This window comes from Enterobacter cloacae complex sp. HYC033_NIDB (genome assembly GCF_056673335.1).
This window is the reverse complement of sequence record NZ_CP115123.1, coordinates 1,392,596-1,410,373: the sequence shown is the minus strand read 5'-3', so window position 1 is coordinate 1,410,373 and position 17,778 is coordinate 1,392,596. Positions and strand designations below refer to the sequence as shown.

Genomic DNA, 17,778 nt, shown 5'->3' with positions numbered 1-17,778 from the left:
AGGACATGAAGCCGGGCTATCACGACATTTATACCCGCTATCGCGATAACATCACGCGCGGCGTACTGAAGCCCGGCGACAAAGTGCCTGCCATCCGCGTGCTGGCTGAAGAGCTTAAGGTCGCGCGAAAAACCGTTGAAACAGCCTATGCCATTCTGACGGGGGAAGGATATCTGGTAAGCCAGGGCGCGCGCGGCACGCGGGTGAATCCGGATCTTCTGCTGCCCGCGCAAAACGCTCCGGCAGAACAAGCGACCGGCACGCTGCCGGCGTCGTTGATTAGCCAGCGCGAACGGGCCGGTTTTCTGCGCCCCGGCATTCCTGCGCTCGACAGCTTCCCCTATAAAAAATGGCTGCTGCTGGCAGGCCAGGCGACGCGCGCCATGCGTCAGGATGAAATGCTCAACCCGCCGGTGCTGGGCTGGTATCCGCTGCGCGAGGCAATTGCCCGCTATCTCAATATCTCGCGCGGGTTGTCCTGCACCGCAGAACAGGTGCTGATCACCAGCGGCTACAGCGGCAGCCTGCGCCTGATCCTCGACACGCTCGCCAGCCGCAGCGATAAGGTGGTATTTGAGGATCCGGGCTACTTTATGGGCCAGCAGTTGCTCAAGCGCATTGTGCCCCGCCTGCACACCGTGCCGGTCGATCGCGCAGGGATGGATACGGACTACCTGCTGCGTAATCACCACGATGCCCGCTTCGCCATCGTTACCCCGTCGCACCAGAGCCCGCTGGCGGTGACGCTCTCCCTGCCGCGCAAGCAGCAGCTGCTCGACTGGGCGTCACAAAACGAGGCGTGGATTATCGAAGATGACTATGACGGCGAATTTCACTACACCCGCAAAGTGCTGCCGTCGTTGAAAAGCCTCGACCAGCATGACAGGGTGATCTTTATGGGCACCTTCAGCAAAACCATCATGCCTTCACTGCGCATGGGCTACGTGGTGATGCCCGCCAGCACCGTCGGCGCGTTTACCGACAGCGCGGACATCCTCACCAGCGGCCAGCCGGTGCTGACGCAAAAGATCCTCACAGCCTTTCTCAACGAGGGGCATTTTTTCCGTCATCTGAAAAAGATGCGCGCGCTCTATCAAACCCGCCGCGACTGGATGATTGCCGCCCTGCGTGAGGTCTATGGTGATCTGTTCTTCACCGAGCAAAACGACGGTGGAATGCATATTGTCGCGTTCCTCGCAAAGGGAAGCGCTGACCGGGAGATCGCCCGCTGCTGGCAGGAACAGCAATTGCAGGTCAATGCGCTTTCGGCGTGGTATCGCGGGTCGGGCAAACGCTACGGGCTGGTGATGGGCTATAACAACGTGCGGTCATATCAGGAGGCGGTTGAGCTGCTGGAAAGGCCGAAACGGCAGACGCTTGCGCTGTTGAGCTGAAAACCGCCGGGTGGCGGCTGCGCCTTACCCGGCCAACGGTCTCCTGCAGGCCCGGTAAGCGTAGCGCCACCGGGCAACCCTATGCTCACACATCATATCGCGATAACCCGACGTCCTTGAGCTGCTCGTCGCTCATCTGGCTCAGAATACGGCGGGTACGGTTGATGCGATACCAGTTACGCAGCGTTTTCGCTACCCAGACAAACGCGATAAACGGACGTTTTGAACGATTCTCGTAGAATTCCATGATGCTCTCCTCGCTGTGCCAGTGGAGTTATCATCATGGAAAACGGCCAGTACAATACAGATTCAAAAACTGCTTTTGTTTACCATACAGATCCGCTAAAACGGTATCTGCATGGTGGTTTACCCATCAATCTGTACTGGTTTAATGCTCTGTATGGTGAAAAAAAAGGATACAGCATGACGCGCTATCAACATCTGGCCAACCTCCTGGCGGAACGTATCGAACAAGGGCTGTATCGCAGCGGTGAACGTCTGCCGTCGGTACGCACGCTGAGCCAGGAGCACGGCGTGAGCATCAGCACCATACAGCAGGCCTACCAGATCCTCGAAAACCGCCAGCTGATTACGCCTCAGCCGCGCTCCGGCTATTTTGTCTCGAAACGCAAAGCCCAGCCGCCCGTCCCGGCGATGACGCGCCCGGTACAGCGCCCCGTGGACGTCACCCAGTGGGACGAAGTGATGATGCTGCTGGACGCCCGCGCCGACAAAGAGATGATCTCCTTTGGCGGCGGCTCACCGGACATTAACCAACCGAGCCTGAAGCCGCTGTGGCGTGAGATGAGCCGCATTGCGCAGCATAATCCGGGCGAAATGCTGAGCTATGACGTGCTCGACGGGCGCCTGGAGCTACGCGAGCAAATCGCCCGTCTGATGCTGGATGGCGGCTCCACCGTGGCGGCAAACGAGATTGTCATCACCAACGGCTGCCACGGCGCGCTGTCGATCGCTCTGCTCTCGGTGTGCAAGCCGGGTGACATCGTGGCAGTCGAGTCACCATCGTTTCACGGCACCATGCAGATGCTGCGCGGCTTTGACATCAAGGCCATTGAAATTCCCACCGATCCCGAGACCGGGATCAGCATCGAGGCGTTAGAGCTGGCGCTGGAGCAATGGCCGATCAAGGCGGTGATCCTGGTGCCGAACTGCAATAACCCGCTCGGGTTTATCATGCCGGAGTCTCGCAAGAAGCAGGTCTTAGCCCTGGCACAGCGGCACGATATCGTGATTGTTGAGGATGACATTTACGGCGAGCTGGCGGCGGAGTACCCGCGTCCGCGCACCATTCATTCTATGGACATAGATGGCCGCGTACTCTTATGCAGCTCGTTTACCAAAACCGTGGCGCCGGGCCTGCGCGTCGGCTGGATCGTGCCGGGGCGCTATTACGACCGGGTGATGCACATGAAGTACGCCGCGGGCGGGTTTAACGTGCCGGGCACGCAGATGGCGGTGGCGGCGTTTATTCGCGACGGCCATTACCATCGCCACGTGCGCCGTATGCGTCAGATTTATCAGCAGAATATGGAAACCTATACCTGCTGGGTGCGGCAGTATTTTCCGGCAGAGATATGCGTCACCCGCCCGCAAGGAAGCTTCCTGCTGTGGGTTGAGCTGCCGGAGACGGTCGATATGGTGTGCGTCAGCAAGCAGCTGTGCCGTCTGAAGATCCAGGCTGCGGCCGGGTCGCTGTTTTCTGCCTCCGGGAAGTACCGCAACTGCCTGCGGATCAACGTGGCGTTGCCGCCGACGGAGAAGAACCGCGAAGCGCTGAGGAAGATGGGCGAGGCAATTGTGATTGCGATGGAGGAGTAGTGCGGCCTGTTGCCCTCACCCCAACCCTCTCCCAAAGGGAGAGGGTGGAAACCGCCACCGGGCAATGGTCAACGACTCAGAACTTCCACGAAACGCTGCCAACAATGCTGCGTTCTGCACCGAAGTAGCAGTAAGAGAGCGAGTTACACGCCGCGACGTAGCTTCTGTCCGTCAGGTTATTGACGTTCAACTGCGCGCTCACGCCCGTGAGCCCCACTTTCGACAGGTCATACCCCACGGTCATATCCACCAGCGTGTACGACGGAAGCGTATGGGTGTTCTGGCGATCGCTGGCGATCCCGTTGACATAGCGCACGCCGGAGCCGACGGTCAGGCCGTCCAGAGGGCCGGTTTTGACGTCGTAGCTCAGCCAGGCGCTGGCCATGTTACGCGGGGCATAAACGGCGCGCTTGCCCTCCTCTTCCGGGCTGCTCTTCTTGTAGCGAATATCCGTGTAGGTGTACGCCGCCTGCATACGCAGGCTGTCGGTCAGCTGACCAATCGCCTCCAGCTCAACACCCTCGGATTCGATTTCACCGATGGAACGGTACGGATCGGTCGGCTCCTCTTTAGTGGCAATGTTCTTCTGGTTAATGCGGAACACCGAGGCGCTGAACTGGCTGTTCATCCCCTCCGGCTCATACTTCACACCCGCTTCCCACTGCTTGCCCTTCATCGGATCCAAAATGTTGCCCTGCTCGTCGGCAAAGCTGGTCGGCGTAAAGGCGGTAGAGTAACTGACGTACGGCGCGACGCCGTTATCAAACAGATACAGCAGCGCCGCACGGCTGCTGAAGTTGTTTTTATCCAGATCGCTGCGGGTGTGGTTGAAGTTGTCGACGTTCGACACGCTCACCTGGTCGTAACGCCCGCCCAGCGTGAGGCGCCAGCGGTCAATGGACATCTGATCCTGTAGGTAGTAGCCGGTCTGGCGCAGCTTGTGTTTTTCCCTGCTGTACTGGGTGATGTAGTCCGGCTTCGCGCCGTAAACAGGATGGAAAGCGTCAATCGGCGGGAAGCCGCCGTAGTAGCCAGTGACGTTGTTGGTGCGGTCCTGGTAGTCCATGCCGATCAGCACGCGGTGGTTTACCGCCCCGGTATCGAAGCTGCCGTCGACCTGGTTATCCAGGGTGATGGCGTTCATCTTCTCGTCGGAGCCGGAATAGCCGCGGTTCAGCTCGGTGTCATTCAGCCAGCCTGCGGCATACACCTGGTTCAGCTCGACTTTGGTGTGCAGGTAGCGCAGCTTCTGGCGCACGGACCAGCCGCTGTCAAACAGGTGCTCGATGTTATAGCCGACCATGTTTTCCCGACGATCGTACTTGTCGTAATCGTCCTCGCCCTCGAAGAAGGTGTTGGAGATTTTCTTACCGCTGTGCGGTACAACGGTGCCCTCATATGGCAGGCCGGAGTGGCTGCCGCCTTCCGGATCGCGGTGCAGGTAGGCCATTAGATCCAGACGGGTGTTGTCGGTGATACGCCAGGTCAGGCTCGGCATCAGGGCGTAACGCTCTTCCTTCAGCGGATCGAACTGGGAATCGGCATAGCGGGTCATCCCGCTGAGGCGCACCGCCACGCGGTCGTTATCATCAACCGGGCCAGTGACGTCGAACATCGCCCCACGCTGGTTATTGTTACCGGCGAAGAGCTTGATCTCCCCGCCAGGATCGAACGATGGCTTACGGGAGGTGAGCGCCACAATCCCGCCCGGCGATGAGCGGCCATAGAGCACGGAGGCCGGACCGCGCACGACTTCGATACTGTCCAGGAACCACGGGTCAACCACCAGCGAGCTGTGGGAGTTGGTGTCGCCCATCATCTTCAGGCCGTCGAGGTAGACGTTGTCCAGGCTGCCGTCCGAGAAACCGCGCAGCACCATGTAGTCAAAGCGGTTTGACGCCCCGATCTGGTTGCTGTAGACCCCCGGCGTGTAGCTCACGGCCTGACGCACGCTGGTTGCGCCCTGCTCTTCGAACTGCTCGCGAGTGACGATAGAGACCGACTGCGGGGTTTCAATATCCGGTGTTTCAAGCTTGGTGGCCGCAGACTGCATCTGCGAGGTCACCACCACGGTGTCAGTTTTTTGGGCATCCTGCGCCAGTAAAGGAAAAGCAACGCTACCGGTAACCCATCCCACCAGCAGTGCCAGACGCGATTTAACAAACATAACCCTCTCCAGAGATATTTCTTATTGTTAATAAGAATTATTACCTTTTTGAGAGTGCAAACGGCTATGCGTGCCGCCAGGTTACGTATGCGCGATGCTAAACCACACGAAATGCATTCGCGCGACAGGAGAAATTACGTTAGCGGAGTTTGCGCACGTCCCCCGGTGAAATCCCGTAATGACGACGAAACGCGGTGGCAAAGTTGGTGGCATGCTGATACCCGCACATCCACGCCGCCTGCTGCACGCTGTGGCCTTCCAGCAGATAGCGGCGCGCCAGCGCAAGGCGACAGTCGCGAAGGTAATCGAAGAGCGTGCAGCCGTAGCGCTGACGGAACTTGCTGCGCAGGCTGCTTGGGCTCATTGCGGCAAGGGCCGCCAGCTGCGCGAGAGTATGATCCCGTTCAGGAGACTGTTCCAGCAGGCTCCGCACGCGTTCAAGACGCGCATGCTCAGGCCGGCGCGGGCAAGGCTGCTGGCGCTGGTTGAGGCCATGGCCGAGCAGCTGATACATCAGCCCCTCCAGCAACAGCTTGCGTGAGAGCACGCTTCCCCCCTGCCGCTGCGCATGCAGAATACCTGACATCACAAACTCGGGAACCTGCCAGACAAACGCGGGTGCATTCAGGCTTTGCCATTCCAGAAGCAATGATTCAAGCAGGGCTTCACGTCCGGCATCGTGCGGGTAGACGCCAAACGAGAGCGTTTTCAGCGTGCTGTCGGCATCGTGACGCGCGCTCATCACCTGATCTTCACTCAGACGTGAGCTGAACGCCATGCCCGGGCGGACGGGATAATTGATACCATTGAGCGTGAGCGTCACGCACCCTTCCAGCACCACCAGCATATAGAGCGGGCTGCTGTGGCGAGAGGTGGTTTCATAGGGCTGTAATACACGTACGTCGGAGTGGGTCAGCGAAATGCCGGACGAGAGCATCATCTCTTCAACATTCCCCTGCAACACGGGGCTACCGCTGACCTGCGCCTCTTTTAACTGGGGGAAACGGTAGTCGATGCCGTAGCGCTCGCCGAATACCTGAAAATCTTCAACAAAAAATATGCGTTTCGCTGATCTATTTTCACTCTGGAGCATCATTTGGGGCCTGCATCGGGGAAAGGACAGGCAAAACAGTACCATCCATTTGTAATGGCAGCAATCACCGGGCGCAGACACTATTACGCTCCGGACGAAGCCGGAGCGAAGGCATATATTTCCTTGCGAGAAATATATTTATGCTTCCTGCCACTCAGCAAAAACCTCTTTATGGTTTTTGGTCAGGACAACTTTATTATCTTCGACCTTATCAACCCAGCCGAGAGGAATAAAGTGGTGCTTGCCGCCCGATTCCGGATCGCTCTTCGCAAGCTTGATACGCTCACCATCAAGATGGTCCACAACCCCGACGTGCGTTCCGCAGCTGGCGACAACCTGAGTGTGATCCTTAATTGCGCTTTTATCTACCATAATTATTCTCCTGTTTCGGTTATTTGCCTGTTGCACAAAATTAACTGTAGCGCATAAATTCAGGCTTAAACGTCTTATTAGCATTTTGAAACATCATTGACAGAACCGAATATTAAGTCTACTTAACGCCGAAATGAAAAAATAAGAATGAGATGAATTATTACCGACTGATTATTTCCCGTTCATAATTAAATTATCGCAACCAACGAGGAGGTATTTATGACGATTCGCAATAATCGGGCAGAAATTTCACTGGCTCTTGGTGAAGCGGTTTTAGACATCGTGCAAAAAGGCCATGAAGTATCGCGAGAAAATCTCGCCCAGGCGATGAAAATCAAAGCGGAGAAAGAGCGCGACGATGAGCGGCTTCTTAACTACTGGAAGGCCTGTAATATGCTGGTTTGAACCTGGCGGCGTTTAGCCTGACTAAACGCCGCCTGCTGTTACTCGTCGAAGAACCAGTAGCCCTGGTTAATCAAACCGGTCAGCTCTTCCACAAACGCCGGATTATTCAGCGCATCGCCCAGCTCAGCCTGGCCGAGCTCGGTGAAGCGGCACAGCGCGTCCGCCCCGTTCACATCCGCCGTTTCCAGCTGTTCGCTGTTGATAAAGACGCTGCCGTTGACGTTCAGCACGCGCAGCCCGCTCAGGCGGGAGAGCGTTTCGCCCCCTTGCAGCGCGTCGAGCACCTCTTCTACGGAATACGGCGGCTCGGCGGCGGCAATATCCAGCTCGTGACGCGGCGTGGAGACGAAGCTGCCAAACCATTTCGTAAAATCATCTGGCTTGCTAATCATGTCGATCATCATCTGGCGAATGCGATCGAGCTCGTACTGCTCCACGCGGCCAGGGTGTTCGCGGCAGGTCAGATCCGGATCGCTGTAATGTTCGCCGCCCAGATCGTTCTCCAGCGCGTAGTCGGCAAAGCTGCTGATCAGATCGCGACCGTTCGGCCCGCGGAAACCGACAGAGTAGTTGAGCGCGGTTTCATGGGTGAAGCCGTCATGCGGGAATCCAGGCGGAATGTAAAGGATATCGCCCGGCGCCAGATCTTCGTCGATGATCGGCTCAAACGGATCGACATGCAGCAGGGCCGGATGCGGACAGAACTGACGCATCGGCAGCTTGTCCCCCACGCGCCAGCGGCGGCTGCCCATCCCCTGGATAATAAACACATCGTACTGATCGATATGCGGCCCAACGCCGCCACCCGGGACGGAGAAGGAGATCATCAGGTCATCGAGACGCCAGTCCGGCAGGACGCGGAACGGACGCACCAGCTCTGCCGCGGGCATATGCCAGTGGTTCACCGCCTGCGCCAGCAGGGACCAGCCGGTTTCACCGAGGTTATCGAAATGCTCAAACGGGCCATTGCTCGCCTGCCACTTGCCGTTAGCATGGCTTACCAGGCGGCTATCAACTTCCGGCTCCATCGCCAGACCCGCCAGTTCATCAGGGGTAATGGGGTCGACAAAATTCGGGAAGGCATTTTTCAGCACAACGGGTTGTTTTTGCCAGTATTTTTCAAGAAATTCCGGCCAGTTCAGGTTCAGTTGATACGCCATGGATAGCACCAGTGAGAGGGGAGACAGGCGCGATTATAGAAGAGACAGCGAGGGGGGAACTTGTCATGGGTCAATCGAGCGCGCGTAGGTCGGGTAAGGCGAAGCCGTCACCCGACGCACACGCGGGCTTAAACTTAATCCAGGTTCAGCTCGTCATAATGGGTGATCAGTTTACCCACGATGCCGTAGTCCAGCGCTTCCGCCGGGGACATCCAGAAGTTACGGTCGGTGTCTTTCTTCACTTTCTCCAGCGGCTGGCCGGTGGCGTCAGCAATCAGCTTGTTCACGCGCTCCAGCATGCGGATGATCTCGCGCGCTTCGATTTCGATATCCGTTGCCTGACCGCGCACGCCGCCCAGCGGCTGGTGGATCATAAAGCGGGTATTCGGCAGAGCGTAGCGGTGCTCTTTTTTCGCCGCCAGGAAGATGGTGATCCCGGCGCTCGCCACCCAGCCGGTGCCGATCACATGCACTTCCGGACGGATAAACTTAATGAAGTCGTGGATGGTGTCGCCCGCTTCTACGTGGCCGCCCTGACTGTTGATGTACAGCTTGATCGGATCGTTGCTGACGCTTTGCAGCAGGATCATCTGAGTGATGACCTTCTGGGCCAGCTCCTGGTTAATCTCTCCGGAGATGACAATCGAACGGGATTCCAGCAGTTTTTGCTGTAGAGCGCCCGCGCCGTTTGTTCCTTCCGCTTTTTCCTTGTCGCTTTCTTTCAGTGTGTAGTGCATTGTTGTTTCCTCAGCTTGTCGCGCTCAAAACCAGAGTGTAGCCTGTTTTACCGGTGAAAGTCCTCACAGACAAATAACGAGGGATCTTATGAATATTGCACATGTCGCACTCTGGACCCGCAGCCTGGACGCGCAGGTTCAGTTCTGGGAAACGGTGTTTGGCGGCCGCAGTAATGACCGCTACGTCAGCAAAAATCGTCCGGGGTTTAAATCTCACTTTATTACCCTGGATGACGGGCCGACCATCGAGCTGATGACGCTGCCGGGCCTGCCCAGTGCACCTTCGCACCCGGAATTTGTCGGCTGGGCGCATATCGCCATCAACACCTGCAGCAAAGCGCAGGTGGACAGTATGGCAGCGCAGGCGCAGGCAAGCGGCTCCCTGCTCAGCGCCCCGCGTATGACCGGGGACGGTTTCTATGAAGCGGTGATTGCGGACCCGGACGGCAACCGTATTGAGCTTGTCGGTGCATAAAAACAGCGTTTCGTTCCTTCATCGCCTCCGCTCCAGCTCGCTATACTTCATATGGTTATCATATTGCTAAATGATAATGATATTTAATGTGTTAAGATGAAAGTCAGCATAAACAGTCTCTTACGTAGCCATAGTGACTGTTTACATCCTCGACATTTAAATCAACACCGGGGCGGTGAATGGAACACATTGTTTATGTGGTTGATGACGATGACACAGTCAGGCAGTCCGTTGTCAGGCTGTTGGAATCTGCGGATATACATGCCCTTGGCTTTTCCTCAGCAGAGGCCTTTCTCAGCCATCCCTTTGAAGATCTGCCCTCCTGCGTGATCCTCGATATGCAAATGCCCACGATAACCGGGTTTGATGTCGCAGATGCGCTGAAAGACAGCGGGCGGGAAATACCGATCATCTTTCTCACCGGCCACGGCACCATCCCTATGTCCGTCCGGGCGATCAAAGGCGGGGCCTACGAATTTCTCACTAAGCCCGTTGAATCCAGCGCGCTCATCGGCTCTATCGAATCCGCGCTCAGGCTGGCACAGCACAACGCCGCCCGCGTCAAAGAGCACTACGCCCTGAAACAGCGCCATCTGTCCCTCACGCCGCGCGAGCATGAGGTGCTTGAGCTGGCCGTCAGCGGCAAGCTCAACAAGCAGATCGCCGCCGAGCTGGGCGTCAGTGAGATTACGGTGAAAGTGCACCGCCGCCGGGTGATGGAGAAAATGCAGGTCCGCTCCGTGGCTGAACTGGTCAGGGCCGTCGAGCGCCTGACCAAACATCAGCCAGCGGAATAACCGTTACATCTCCTGTCCGGCAAGCGGCAACGCGAAGGTAAACACCGTGCCGTACGGCTCTCTGCGGCGCGCGCTCAGTTTCCCCCGGTGCCGTTCAATAATGCTGGCGCTGATGGTCAGCCCCATGCCCATTCCCTGCGCTTTGGTCGAATAGAACGAGTCAAAGATCCGCTCGGTGAGCTCCGGCTCAATGCCGCTGCCGGTATCGGCGATCTCAAAGATCACCTTCCCTTCAGCGCAGTTCGCGGTGGCGATCGTGATGCTGCACGGGCGATCCGTCACTTCCGCCATCGCTTCCATCGCATTCATCACCAGGTTAAGCAACACCTGCTGGATCTGCACGCTGTCGCCGATGATAAAGCTGTCGTCAGCGTTCAGAAGATAATCAACGCTTATGTGTCGCAGCTCAAGTTCGCTGCGGGAAAGCATAATGATGTGGTGGATCAGGAAGTGCAGATCGATTCGCGTAAACGTGGGGTCCTGTTTGCGCGTCAGAGACTGAATGCTGCGGATGATCTCCCCTGCCCGCTCGCCCTCGGCGGCGATCTCCTCCAGCCCCTCGCGCACTTTTTCCAGCCGCGCCGGATCGCGGTTGAGCCAGCGCAGGCTCGCGCCGGCGTTCGAGACAATCGACATCAGCGGCTGGTTGATCTCGTGCGCGATCGAGGAGGTCAGTTGCCCGACGGTAGTGGCTCGTGAGACCCGCGCCAGATCCGCCTGCGCCACCCGCATCGCATCCTCCGCCGCCCGCTGGCTGGTGATGTCGGTAATGATGCCGTAATACTCATTCACCTCGCTGCCCACCCCCACCGGATCGCCAATCCCGAGGATGTAACGAACGGAGCCGTCGGTGCGGATGATGCGAAACTCCGCGCGCATCGACAGCCCGTCACGCACGCTCTGATTAACGAGGGTGCTGATCCGGCCATAATCATCCTCATGCACGAAGGTCAAAAACTCCGCCATTGAGATCATCTTTTGCTGCTCCGGCAGGCCAAGGATACGGGCATATTCTTCGGACATAAACATCAGATCCTGCACCAGTTCCCAGCGCCAGCTGCCGGTATGGCTGATCTGCTCGCCCAGCATCAGTGAGGTCTGGCTGGCGCGCAGCTCTTTCTCCACCCGTCGGCGCTGGATGTTTTCCGCCAGCAGCTCGGCGTAGAGCCGCGCCGTCTCCAGCGAAACCGCCGCCTGCGCACCCAGCAGGCTGACCACGCGCGAATGTTCGGCGGTAAACACCTCCGGCATCAGGCGGTTTTCCAGATACAGCATCCCCACCAGCCGCGCCTGTTTGAACATCGGCACGCACATCACGGCGGCGCCGGACGTCACCAGATACGGATCCTGGCTGAACGGGTGGAACTCCTCCGGTTTGCCGGTGCGGATCTCCTGCCCGGTGCGGATCACCGCGGCCAGCACCGACAGCGGCATGTCCGTCGCCATCGGTGACGCTTTCAGGATGCGCACCCGCACGCCGTCGGTACTGGTCCAGGCGCTGGCTTCAATCTCCGGGATGTGATTATCGCTGACACGCAGCAGCAGGCCACGCTGCGCCCCGGCCCGTTCAAGCAGCAGCGTCATCAGGTTTTCGATTAAACGTTCAAGGTTGATCTCTTCGGATAAGGCGCGTGAGGCTTTGATGACGCTCTGTAAATCGCGGATCACCTCGTTCTGGGCAAACGCCGCCGTGTCATACGCGCGGCTCTGCCCGGAGGCCAGCAGATGGGGGAAATCCTGCTCCAGCTGGCGCACCTTGGCCTGCGCCCCGACGCGCCCCCAGGCGGCAATCGCGCCGCGGAAATGGGCGTCGGAGGCGGTCGGGTAGCCGCAGGCCAGCGAGAAACGCCCGGCCAGCTCGTGCGCCAGGGCATTGATCGGGTTAAACCCGCCCTCCCGCGAGAGTCGCACCGCTTTTTCATACTGCTCCAGCGCGATGCTGTTCATGCCGTCCAGACGGACGATTTCGGCATAAATCAGCGCCTCTTTATCGGCAAATGTGCCCGGATTGATCCGCGCCCAGAGGGCAATTTTGTCGTAATGGTGATGAATACTGCGGCGATAATCCGCCGAAAAGGTTTCCGGCGTGAGCTGGCGGGAGAGCGCCAGCGCGCTGTAAAAATGGTAATCCAGCAGATGAATATGACCCGGCGCGGACCACGCATACCAGCCCGCCATTTCTAAATCCGCCTGTGCGTCGGCGTATTCGCCGCAGGAAAAGTGCGCCATCCCGCGATAGAGCCAGTACCAGAAGAGCATGGTCGAGGTCTGCTCGGGCGCCTGCTCCGGCGGCGCGGGCAGCAGATCGTCAGGCAGCGCCTGGGCGGCGCTCCATGGGCCCGTCACCGGCGTGCGTAAAAACTCCACGTAGCGGCGCTGAATGTGCAGAACGGTTTCAATGTCCTGGTAATCCGTTTTGCGCACAAAGGCCAGACCGCGATCGATGCTGGTCAGCACGCCATCCAGATGATCGCCCCGGGAGAGGAAGTTAATGATCTGATGACAGGCCGCGAAGCAGGCCATCGTCATGTCGCCGTGGGTCACCGCTGAGGTAAAGCAGGCCTTGGCGCACTCGATAGTGTACGACAGCGGCTGGGTCCAGACGCTGAGCTGGTCGAGCGGCAGCAGAGTTTTGGCTTCATAGGCATCATAGCCGTGGCGGTTCACCAGCTCACGAGCCAGCGTGCCGTACTCAAACCCGAGACGGTATTCGGCGTAGCGGTGGCCAATCAGCACGCCAAACCAGGCCATCGCCGTGGTGGAAGCACCGGTTATGCCGTGATCGAGCGTGAGGTGCATCATCCGGCACAGGAGTAAAAAGTGCAGGCGCGGGCAGGTAAAGCTGGCGAAAATACTGGCGCTGTAAAGCAGGTTCATCACCGCTTCGGTCTCTGCGTTCTCCATCAGCTTAAGCTGAGAAAACGGATTCTGCGGCGCGTCGGCGGTGCGTTGACAGAACTGCTGCCAGGCCTCGTCACATTCGGCATTTTCCGGGTAGCGGCTGATCTGGATCCCGAACACGCCCAGCCAGCATAACGACGCCTCCAGCGCCAGGCGGATCTCCGACTGGCGCATATAAACTTCCGCCAGCAGGTTGGCGGCCAGCGCTTTCTCCGTCAGCCCGCCCGGTGAACCGAGGATCGCATCGCACAGCGCACGCGTGCGCTCCAGGTGTCCGAGCGCAAACTCACAGCCCGCCTCTTCGATATCCAGCATAAAGTCCGAGACCGGGCCCGCATTCCCCAGCGCTCTGGCGGTCTGGATATAGCTTAAGGCGGAAAGATAATCGCCGGTACGCTTCGCACGCCGCGCGGCCTGAAGGCTCAGCTCCCGGAATCGCTGCCGCTGGGGTGCAGGCTGGATGCAGTCCAGCGCGGCGCTGACGTGGTGAACCGCGCGGAACAGCAGTTCGTTGCCCGCCGTCTGCCGCGCGGCATCCGCCAGCAGGCTGGCGGTGGTCAGGTGCAGATGGCTTTTCTCGCCCTCATCCAGCAGGGCAAAGGCGGCTTCCTGCACCCGATCGTGGGTAAAAGCGTACTCTTTCTCCGTCAGCACAATCAGCTGAGCGGTCACCGCCGGATGAAGCGCGTAGCGGATTTCCGCCGCCGACCGCCCCACCACGCGGCACAGCATCTCCAGCTCGCCCGTGCAGCCGAGGCAGGCGATGCTGCCCAGCAGGCGGCGCGTCTCGTCGGGCATCTCCTTGAGCTGTTCAAGCACCAGCGTCACCACGTTCTCGGTGTAGTGCCGGGCGCGGATGGCCTGGAGATCGTAATGCCATTTCCCCTGATATTTGTTGTGCACCACCAGTCCGTCATCGACGATGCGACGGAAAAATTCCTGCACGAACAGCGGGTTGCCGCCGGTTTTTTCATGGATCAGCGTGGCAAGATCGGCGGTACCGGTACTGCGGGCATGAAAAATCCCCCCGAGCCAGCGCGCCACGGCCTTCACCGACAGCGGCTGCGGCACGATCGTCGTGGCGTGCTGCGCCGCCTCCGGCAGGCTCGCCAGCGCGGTCTGCAAGGTGGGCTCAGAAAGCGAACTGAGATCGCGGTGCGCCACCACCACCAGCAGCGGGATGGCGCCGCAGGCGCGCAGCAGGTGATCGAGCGTTTGCAGGCTGGCGGCGTCGATCCACTGCACATTATCCAGCAGCAGCACCAGCGGCGCGCCCTGGGTGGCGAAGGTTTTCACCAGCGCCAGCACCATATGGCTGAAGCGCGCCCGCGCGTCAGGTATCCGCAGAGAAACGCGGTTTGTTCTCAAGGAGTAAATTCAGCTCCGGCACCAGGCTAACGGCCAGCTCCTCGAAGCCTTCCAGCGCGCGCGACAGACGGATTTTCCACGTCGCTACCTCCCCGGCTGGCAGCCCGAGCAGGTGCAGCGTGAGCGTCCGAAACGCCGAACTCAGCACGCCGTAGGGCAGCGTGGGAGAATATTGATCGACCTTGCCCACCGCCAGCAGCACCTTGCGCTGTTGCAGCGATTTCAGCGTGGTGGCGATCACGGAAGATTTGCCGATCCCCGACGGACCGCCAATCGTCACCAGTTCCGGCGCACCGCTCTGGCTGACCCGCTCAAACGCGGCGATGACGTCGCTGGCCTGCGGATGCGCAGAGAAAAGCGAATCGGCAAGATGGATCGCCGGAGAGCGATCCTGCTGGCCGGGAATAAAGTCGACGATCTCACCTTCGGCGGTCAGCGTCGCCTGGCAGCGCCTGAGGTCGGCAATCAGCCCGTCGACGGTCTGATAGCGATTCTCCGGATTCTTCTCCAGCAGCTTAAGGATAATGGTCGACAGCATGCCGGGTACGTCCGGGCGCACCCGCCCCGGCGCAAGCGGCTCAGAGGCAATGTGGTAATGCGCCCAGTTGGTCTGGTCATCAGCGCTCAGTTCAAACGGCAATCGCCCGGTCAGAAGTTCATAAAGCACGATACCCAGACTGTAGAGATCGCTCCGGCTGTCGACGGCGCGCCGGGTACGCGTGGTGTGTTCCGGTGACATGTAGGCGGGCGTGCCGCCAGACGCGGCAAGCCGGGACTGGGAGAACGCGTCGGAGGTGCCGCAGGAAAGACCGAAGCTGCACAGACGGCAGGTGGCGTCGTGATGAACGAAGAACGCCCCGGGTTTGATATCGCCGTGGATCAGGTTGTGCAGATGCATCTGGCGCAGGGGACCGCAGATGCGGATCGCCATTTCGATAAAGCGGGCGATCCCGGAAATCGCCTTACCTGCCCGGCACGCCAGCAGTTCAAAGCAGAACGGCGCGTAGACCAGCGCAAAACGTCCGCGGTACTGGGTTGAAGCGACGGGCCGGATAGCCCAGCCGTCATGAAGCCGGTCGCGCAGGGCAAACTCGTTTTTCAGCAGCCGCGTTGCCCGCTCCTCTTCTTCATCGCTGACCGCGGTGGCAATAATAAACGAACCGCCGGACTGGGGATGTCGCCCGTTCATCCAGGAGATGCCGCCCTCCTGCGCCAGCACGGTAAAAATGACATCCTCTTTCAGAACAAAAGCCCGCCCTTCATGGAGACTTCCCCGGGCGGGCCAAAATGCAGGCGACGTATGTTCGTTCATCCGCGATCCTTATTGTCGGCGGGTCAACTCCCGCTGAATATGATCCAGCAGAATATCGATGTTAATCGGCTTACGCAAAAATGCAGCGGCGCCCAGACTGAGTGCATACCGCTGCATATTTTCATCAGCATGACCGGAGATAAACAGTATTGGCGGTGGCGGCGTGGTCAGCAACCGCAGCTTCTCAAACAGCTCGATGCCGTTCATGCCGCGTAGCTTGATGTCGGTGATCACCAGCGACGCGCCGGACAGGGCGAGAGGGTGGCTCAAAAACACCTCTGCCGAATCGAAGGTATCGGTAGCATACCCTTCCGATTGCAGCAGGTTACTGAGCCCGCTGCGAACAGAGCGTTCGTCATCAATGATGGCAATGCGCCACGGCAGCGTCATGCTGTCTTTCCTCAAACAAATCTTTACGCGTCGCGGCTTTCCTTCGCGGGCGCTGGGGGCGCGGTACCGCTGATCTTCGGTACGCATTCATGACGAAACCAGGCCAGGGTCAACGGTTCGCGGCTCACCAGACGCCGTCCGATGGGGATCAGCTGTTCACCCACCAGCATGCCGAACAGGCCAAGCAGCGCGACGACCGGCGGCGCCGGGGAATGCACGTCGAGCAGGGCGTAAAGTACCCCAGCCGCGACCCCGCACACCAGCGAAATAATCCAGGCCTTCATGATGACGCTCCGGACAGGTGCTGAACGTGGGGAACCGTCACCTGCACGCCCGCGGGATTGTCGCGGGATAAAAGATGACGCATCGCCTGTTCCCCCGCCAGCATCCCCAGCAGGCCAATCAGCGCCAGCGCGGGCGGCGCGGGGGAACGCACCTTCAGCACGGCATACATCAGGCCAATCAACACGCCTGCCGCGAGGGATATCAACCCTGTACTCATTGTGAACTCCAGAGAAAAAGGCAGCGGCGAGCCGGATGAGGGACCAGCCCGCCAGCGGGACTTAGCGTGCCGGAACCGGCGCTAAGGTGCGGTGCTCGCTCTTCTGACGAGACGGCGCTTTGTGCACCATGGTGTAGGCGTAATCCACACCCATTCCGTAGGCGCCGGAGTGCTCGCGCACGATATCCATCACCGCGGTGTAGGTCTCTTTGCGCGCCCAGTCACGCTGCCACTCCAGCATCACCTGCTGCCAGGTCACCGGGATCACGCCCGCCTGGATCATGCGCTGCATCGCGAAGTCGTGGGCTTCTTTGGAGGTGCCGCCGGAGGCGTCTGCCACCATATAAATTTCGTAGTCGCCTTCCAGCATCGCGCACAGGGCAAAGCTGTTATTGCACACTTCGGTCCACAGGCCAGCGACAACCACCTTCTTCTTGCCGTTGGCCTTCAGCGCGTCGCGCACCTTCTGGTCGTCCCAGGAGTTCATGGAGGTACGCTCCAGGATATCCTGGCCCGGGAACACGTCCAGCAGCTCCGGATAGGTATTGCCGGAGAAGCTTTCGGTCTCAACGGTGGTGATGATGGTTGGGATGTTGAACACCTTAGCCGCTTTCGCCAGCGCCACGGTGTTGTTTTTCAGCACCTGGCGGTCAATAGACTGCACGCCGAACGCCATCTGTGGCTGGTGATCGATGAAGATGATCTGACAGTTGGCAGGGGTTAAGACTTCGAGCTTAGAAGTGGTCATAAGATTATCCAGTGAGGTTAAAGGTTAAAATCGCCGCGAACAGCACGCCGATAAAATCGCGTTCATCCTATGACCCACAGCGCTGTGGTGTAATTATCTCTTCGTATAGTTAACCTTA

14 protein-coding genes and 2 pseudogenes are annotated in these 17,778 nt (G+C 59.0%); 5 read left to right on the top strand and 11 right to left on the bottom strand.

Annotation, left to right across the window (positions count from 1 at the left end):
- The first annotated feature begins 5 nt into the window (after window positions 1-5).
- Entirely contained in the window at window positions 6-1,394 is a 1,389-nt protein-coding gene (gene pdxR, locus O1721_RS06645) for a MocR-like pyridoxine biosynthesis transcription factor PdxR (protein WP_017694575.1), read from the top strand.
- Between the two features lie 85 nt (window positions 1,395-1,479).
- Here the strand turns inward: pdxR and O1721_RS06640 are convergent, their stop codons facing one another.
- Window positions 1,480-1,641, bottom strand: a complete 162-nt coding sequence (locus O1721_RS06640; RefSeq protein ID WP_003863073.1) for a DUF1127 domain-containing protein — start codon at window positions 1,639-1,641, stop codon at window positions 1,480-1,482.
- 176 nt (window positions 1,642-1,817) lie between these two features.
- Between O1721_RS06640 and O1721_RS06635 the strand changes: the two genes are divergently transcribed.
- Window positions 1,818-3,233, top strand: a complete 1,416-nt coding sequence (locus O1721_RS06635) for an aminotransferase-like domain-containing protein (RefSeq protein WP_026080655.1) — start codon at window positions 1,818-1,820, stop codon at window positions 3,231-3,233.
- Window positions 3,234-3,309: 76 nt separating this feature from the next.
- Here the strand turns inward: O1721_RS06635 and foxA are convergent, their stop codons facing one another.
- From foxA to O1721_RS06620, 3 genes are all read right to left on the bottom strand, one after another.
- Window positions 3,310-5,418 (bottom strand): ferrioxamine B receptor FoxA, encoded by a 2,109-nt coding sequence (gene foxA, locus O1721_RS06630; protein WP_103557149.1) that lies wholly within the window; start codon window positions 5,416-5,418, stop codon window positions 3,310-3,312.
- Window positions 5,419-5,539: 121 nt separating this feature from the next.
- Window positions 5,540-6,496 carry a helix-turn-helix domain-containing protein gene (locus O1721_RS06625; RefSeq protein WP_017694577.1) on the bottom strand — a complete coding sequence of 319 codons (957 nt, stop codon included), beginning with the start codon at window positions 6,494-6,496 and terminating at the stop codon, window positions 5,540-5,542.
- 135 nt (window positions 6,497-6,631) lie between these two features.
- Complete coding sequence (locus O1721_RS06620) at window positions 6,632-6,865, bottom strand: DUF2171 domain-containing protein (protein WP_003863067.1); 234 nt, start codon at window positions 6,863-6,865, stop codon at window positions 6,632-6,634.
- A gap of 219 nt (window positions 6,866-7,084) precedes the next feature.
- On the opposite strand from O1721_RS06620, the gene O1721_RS06615 reads away from it, so the two are divergent.
- Window positions 7,085-7,270, top strand: coding sequence for a hypothetical protein (locus tag O1721_RS06615; RefSeq protein WP_023295865.1), 186 nt, complete (start codon window positions 7,085-7,087; stop codon window positions 7,268-7,270).
- A 38-nt stretch (window positions 7,271-7,308) separates the two neighbouring features.
- Here O1721_RS06615 and O1721_RS06610 read toward each other — a convergent pair whose 3' ends face one another.
- Both O1721_RS06610 and O1721_RS06605 read right to left on the bottom strand, forming a co-directional pair.
- Window positions 7,309-8,430 carry a ribosomal protein uL16 3-hydroxylase gene (locus tag O1721_RS06610; protein WP_032668663.1) on the bottom strand — a complete coding sequence of 374 codons (1,122 nt, stop codon included), beginning with the start codon at window positions 8,428-8,430 and terminating at the stop codon, window positions 7,309-7,311.
- 134 nt (window positions 8,431-8,564) lie between these two features.
- Window positions 8,565-9,170, bottom strand: a pseudogene (locus O1721_RS06605) (ATP-dependent Clp protease proteolytic subunit); the annotation flags it as partial.
- 85 nt (window positions 9,171-9,255) lie between these two features.
- Between O1721_RS06605 and O1721_RS06600 the strand changes: the two are divergent.
- Complete coding sequence (locus O1721_RS06600; RefSeq protein WP_032647130.1) at window positions 9,256-9,642, top strand: VOC family protein; 387 nt, start codon at window positions 9,256-9,258, stop codon at window positions 9,640-9,642.
- 179 nt (window positions 9,643-9,821) lie between these two features.
- Window positions 9,822-10,439, top strand: coding sequence for a response regulator transcription factor (locus O1721_RS06595; RefSeq protein ID WP_017383872.1), 618 nt, complete (start codon window positions 9,822-9,824; stop codon window positions 10,437-10,439).
- A 3-nt stretch (window positions 10,440-10,442) separates the two neighbouring features.
- On the opposite strand, the pseudogene O1721_RS06590 reads toward O1721_RS06595, so the two are convergent.
- The 5 genes and pseudogenes from O1721_RS06590 to O1721_RS06570 form a co-directional block, all read right to left on the bottom strand.
- Window positions 10,443-16,020: pseudogene (locus O1721_RS06590) on the bottom strand (trifunctional serine/threonine-protein kinase/ATP-binding protein/sensor histidine kinase).
- A 9-nt stretch (window positions 16,021-16,029) separates the two neighbouring features.
- Complete coding sequence (locus O1721_RS06585) at window positions 16,030-16,410, bottom strand: response regulator transcription factor (RefSeq protein ID WP_032647125.1); 381 nt, start codon at window positions 16,408-16,410, stop codon at window positions 16,030-16,032.
- Between the two features lie 23 nt (window positions 16,411-16,433).
- On the bottom strand, window positions 16,434-16,694 hold the full coding sequence (locus O1721_RS06580) for a XapX domain-containing protein (protein ID WP_003863056.1): 261 nt from the start codon (window positions 16,692-16,694) through the stop codon (window positions 16,434-16,436).
- Window positions 16,691-16,912, bottom strand: a complete 222-nt coding sequence (locus tag O1721_RS06575; protein WP_017383875.1) for a DUF1427 family protein — start codon at window positions 16,910-16,912, stop codon at window positions 16,691-16,693. Before O1721_RS06575 ends, O1721_RS06580 begins: the two co-directional genes overlap by 4 nt.
- A gap of 61 nt (window positions 16,913-16,973) precedes the next feature.
- Window positions 16,974-17,660, bottom strand: a complete 687-nt coding sequence (locus O1721_RS06570; protein WP_003863053.1) for a hydrolase — start codon at window positions 17,658-17,660, stop codon at window positions 16,974-16,976.
- Window positions 17,661-17,778 lie beyond the last annotated feature (118 nt).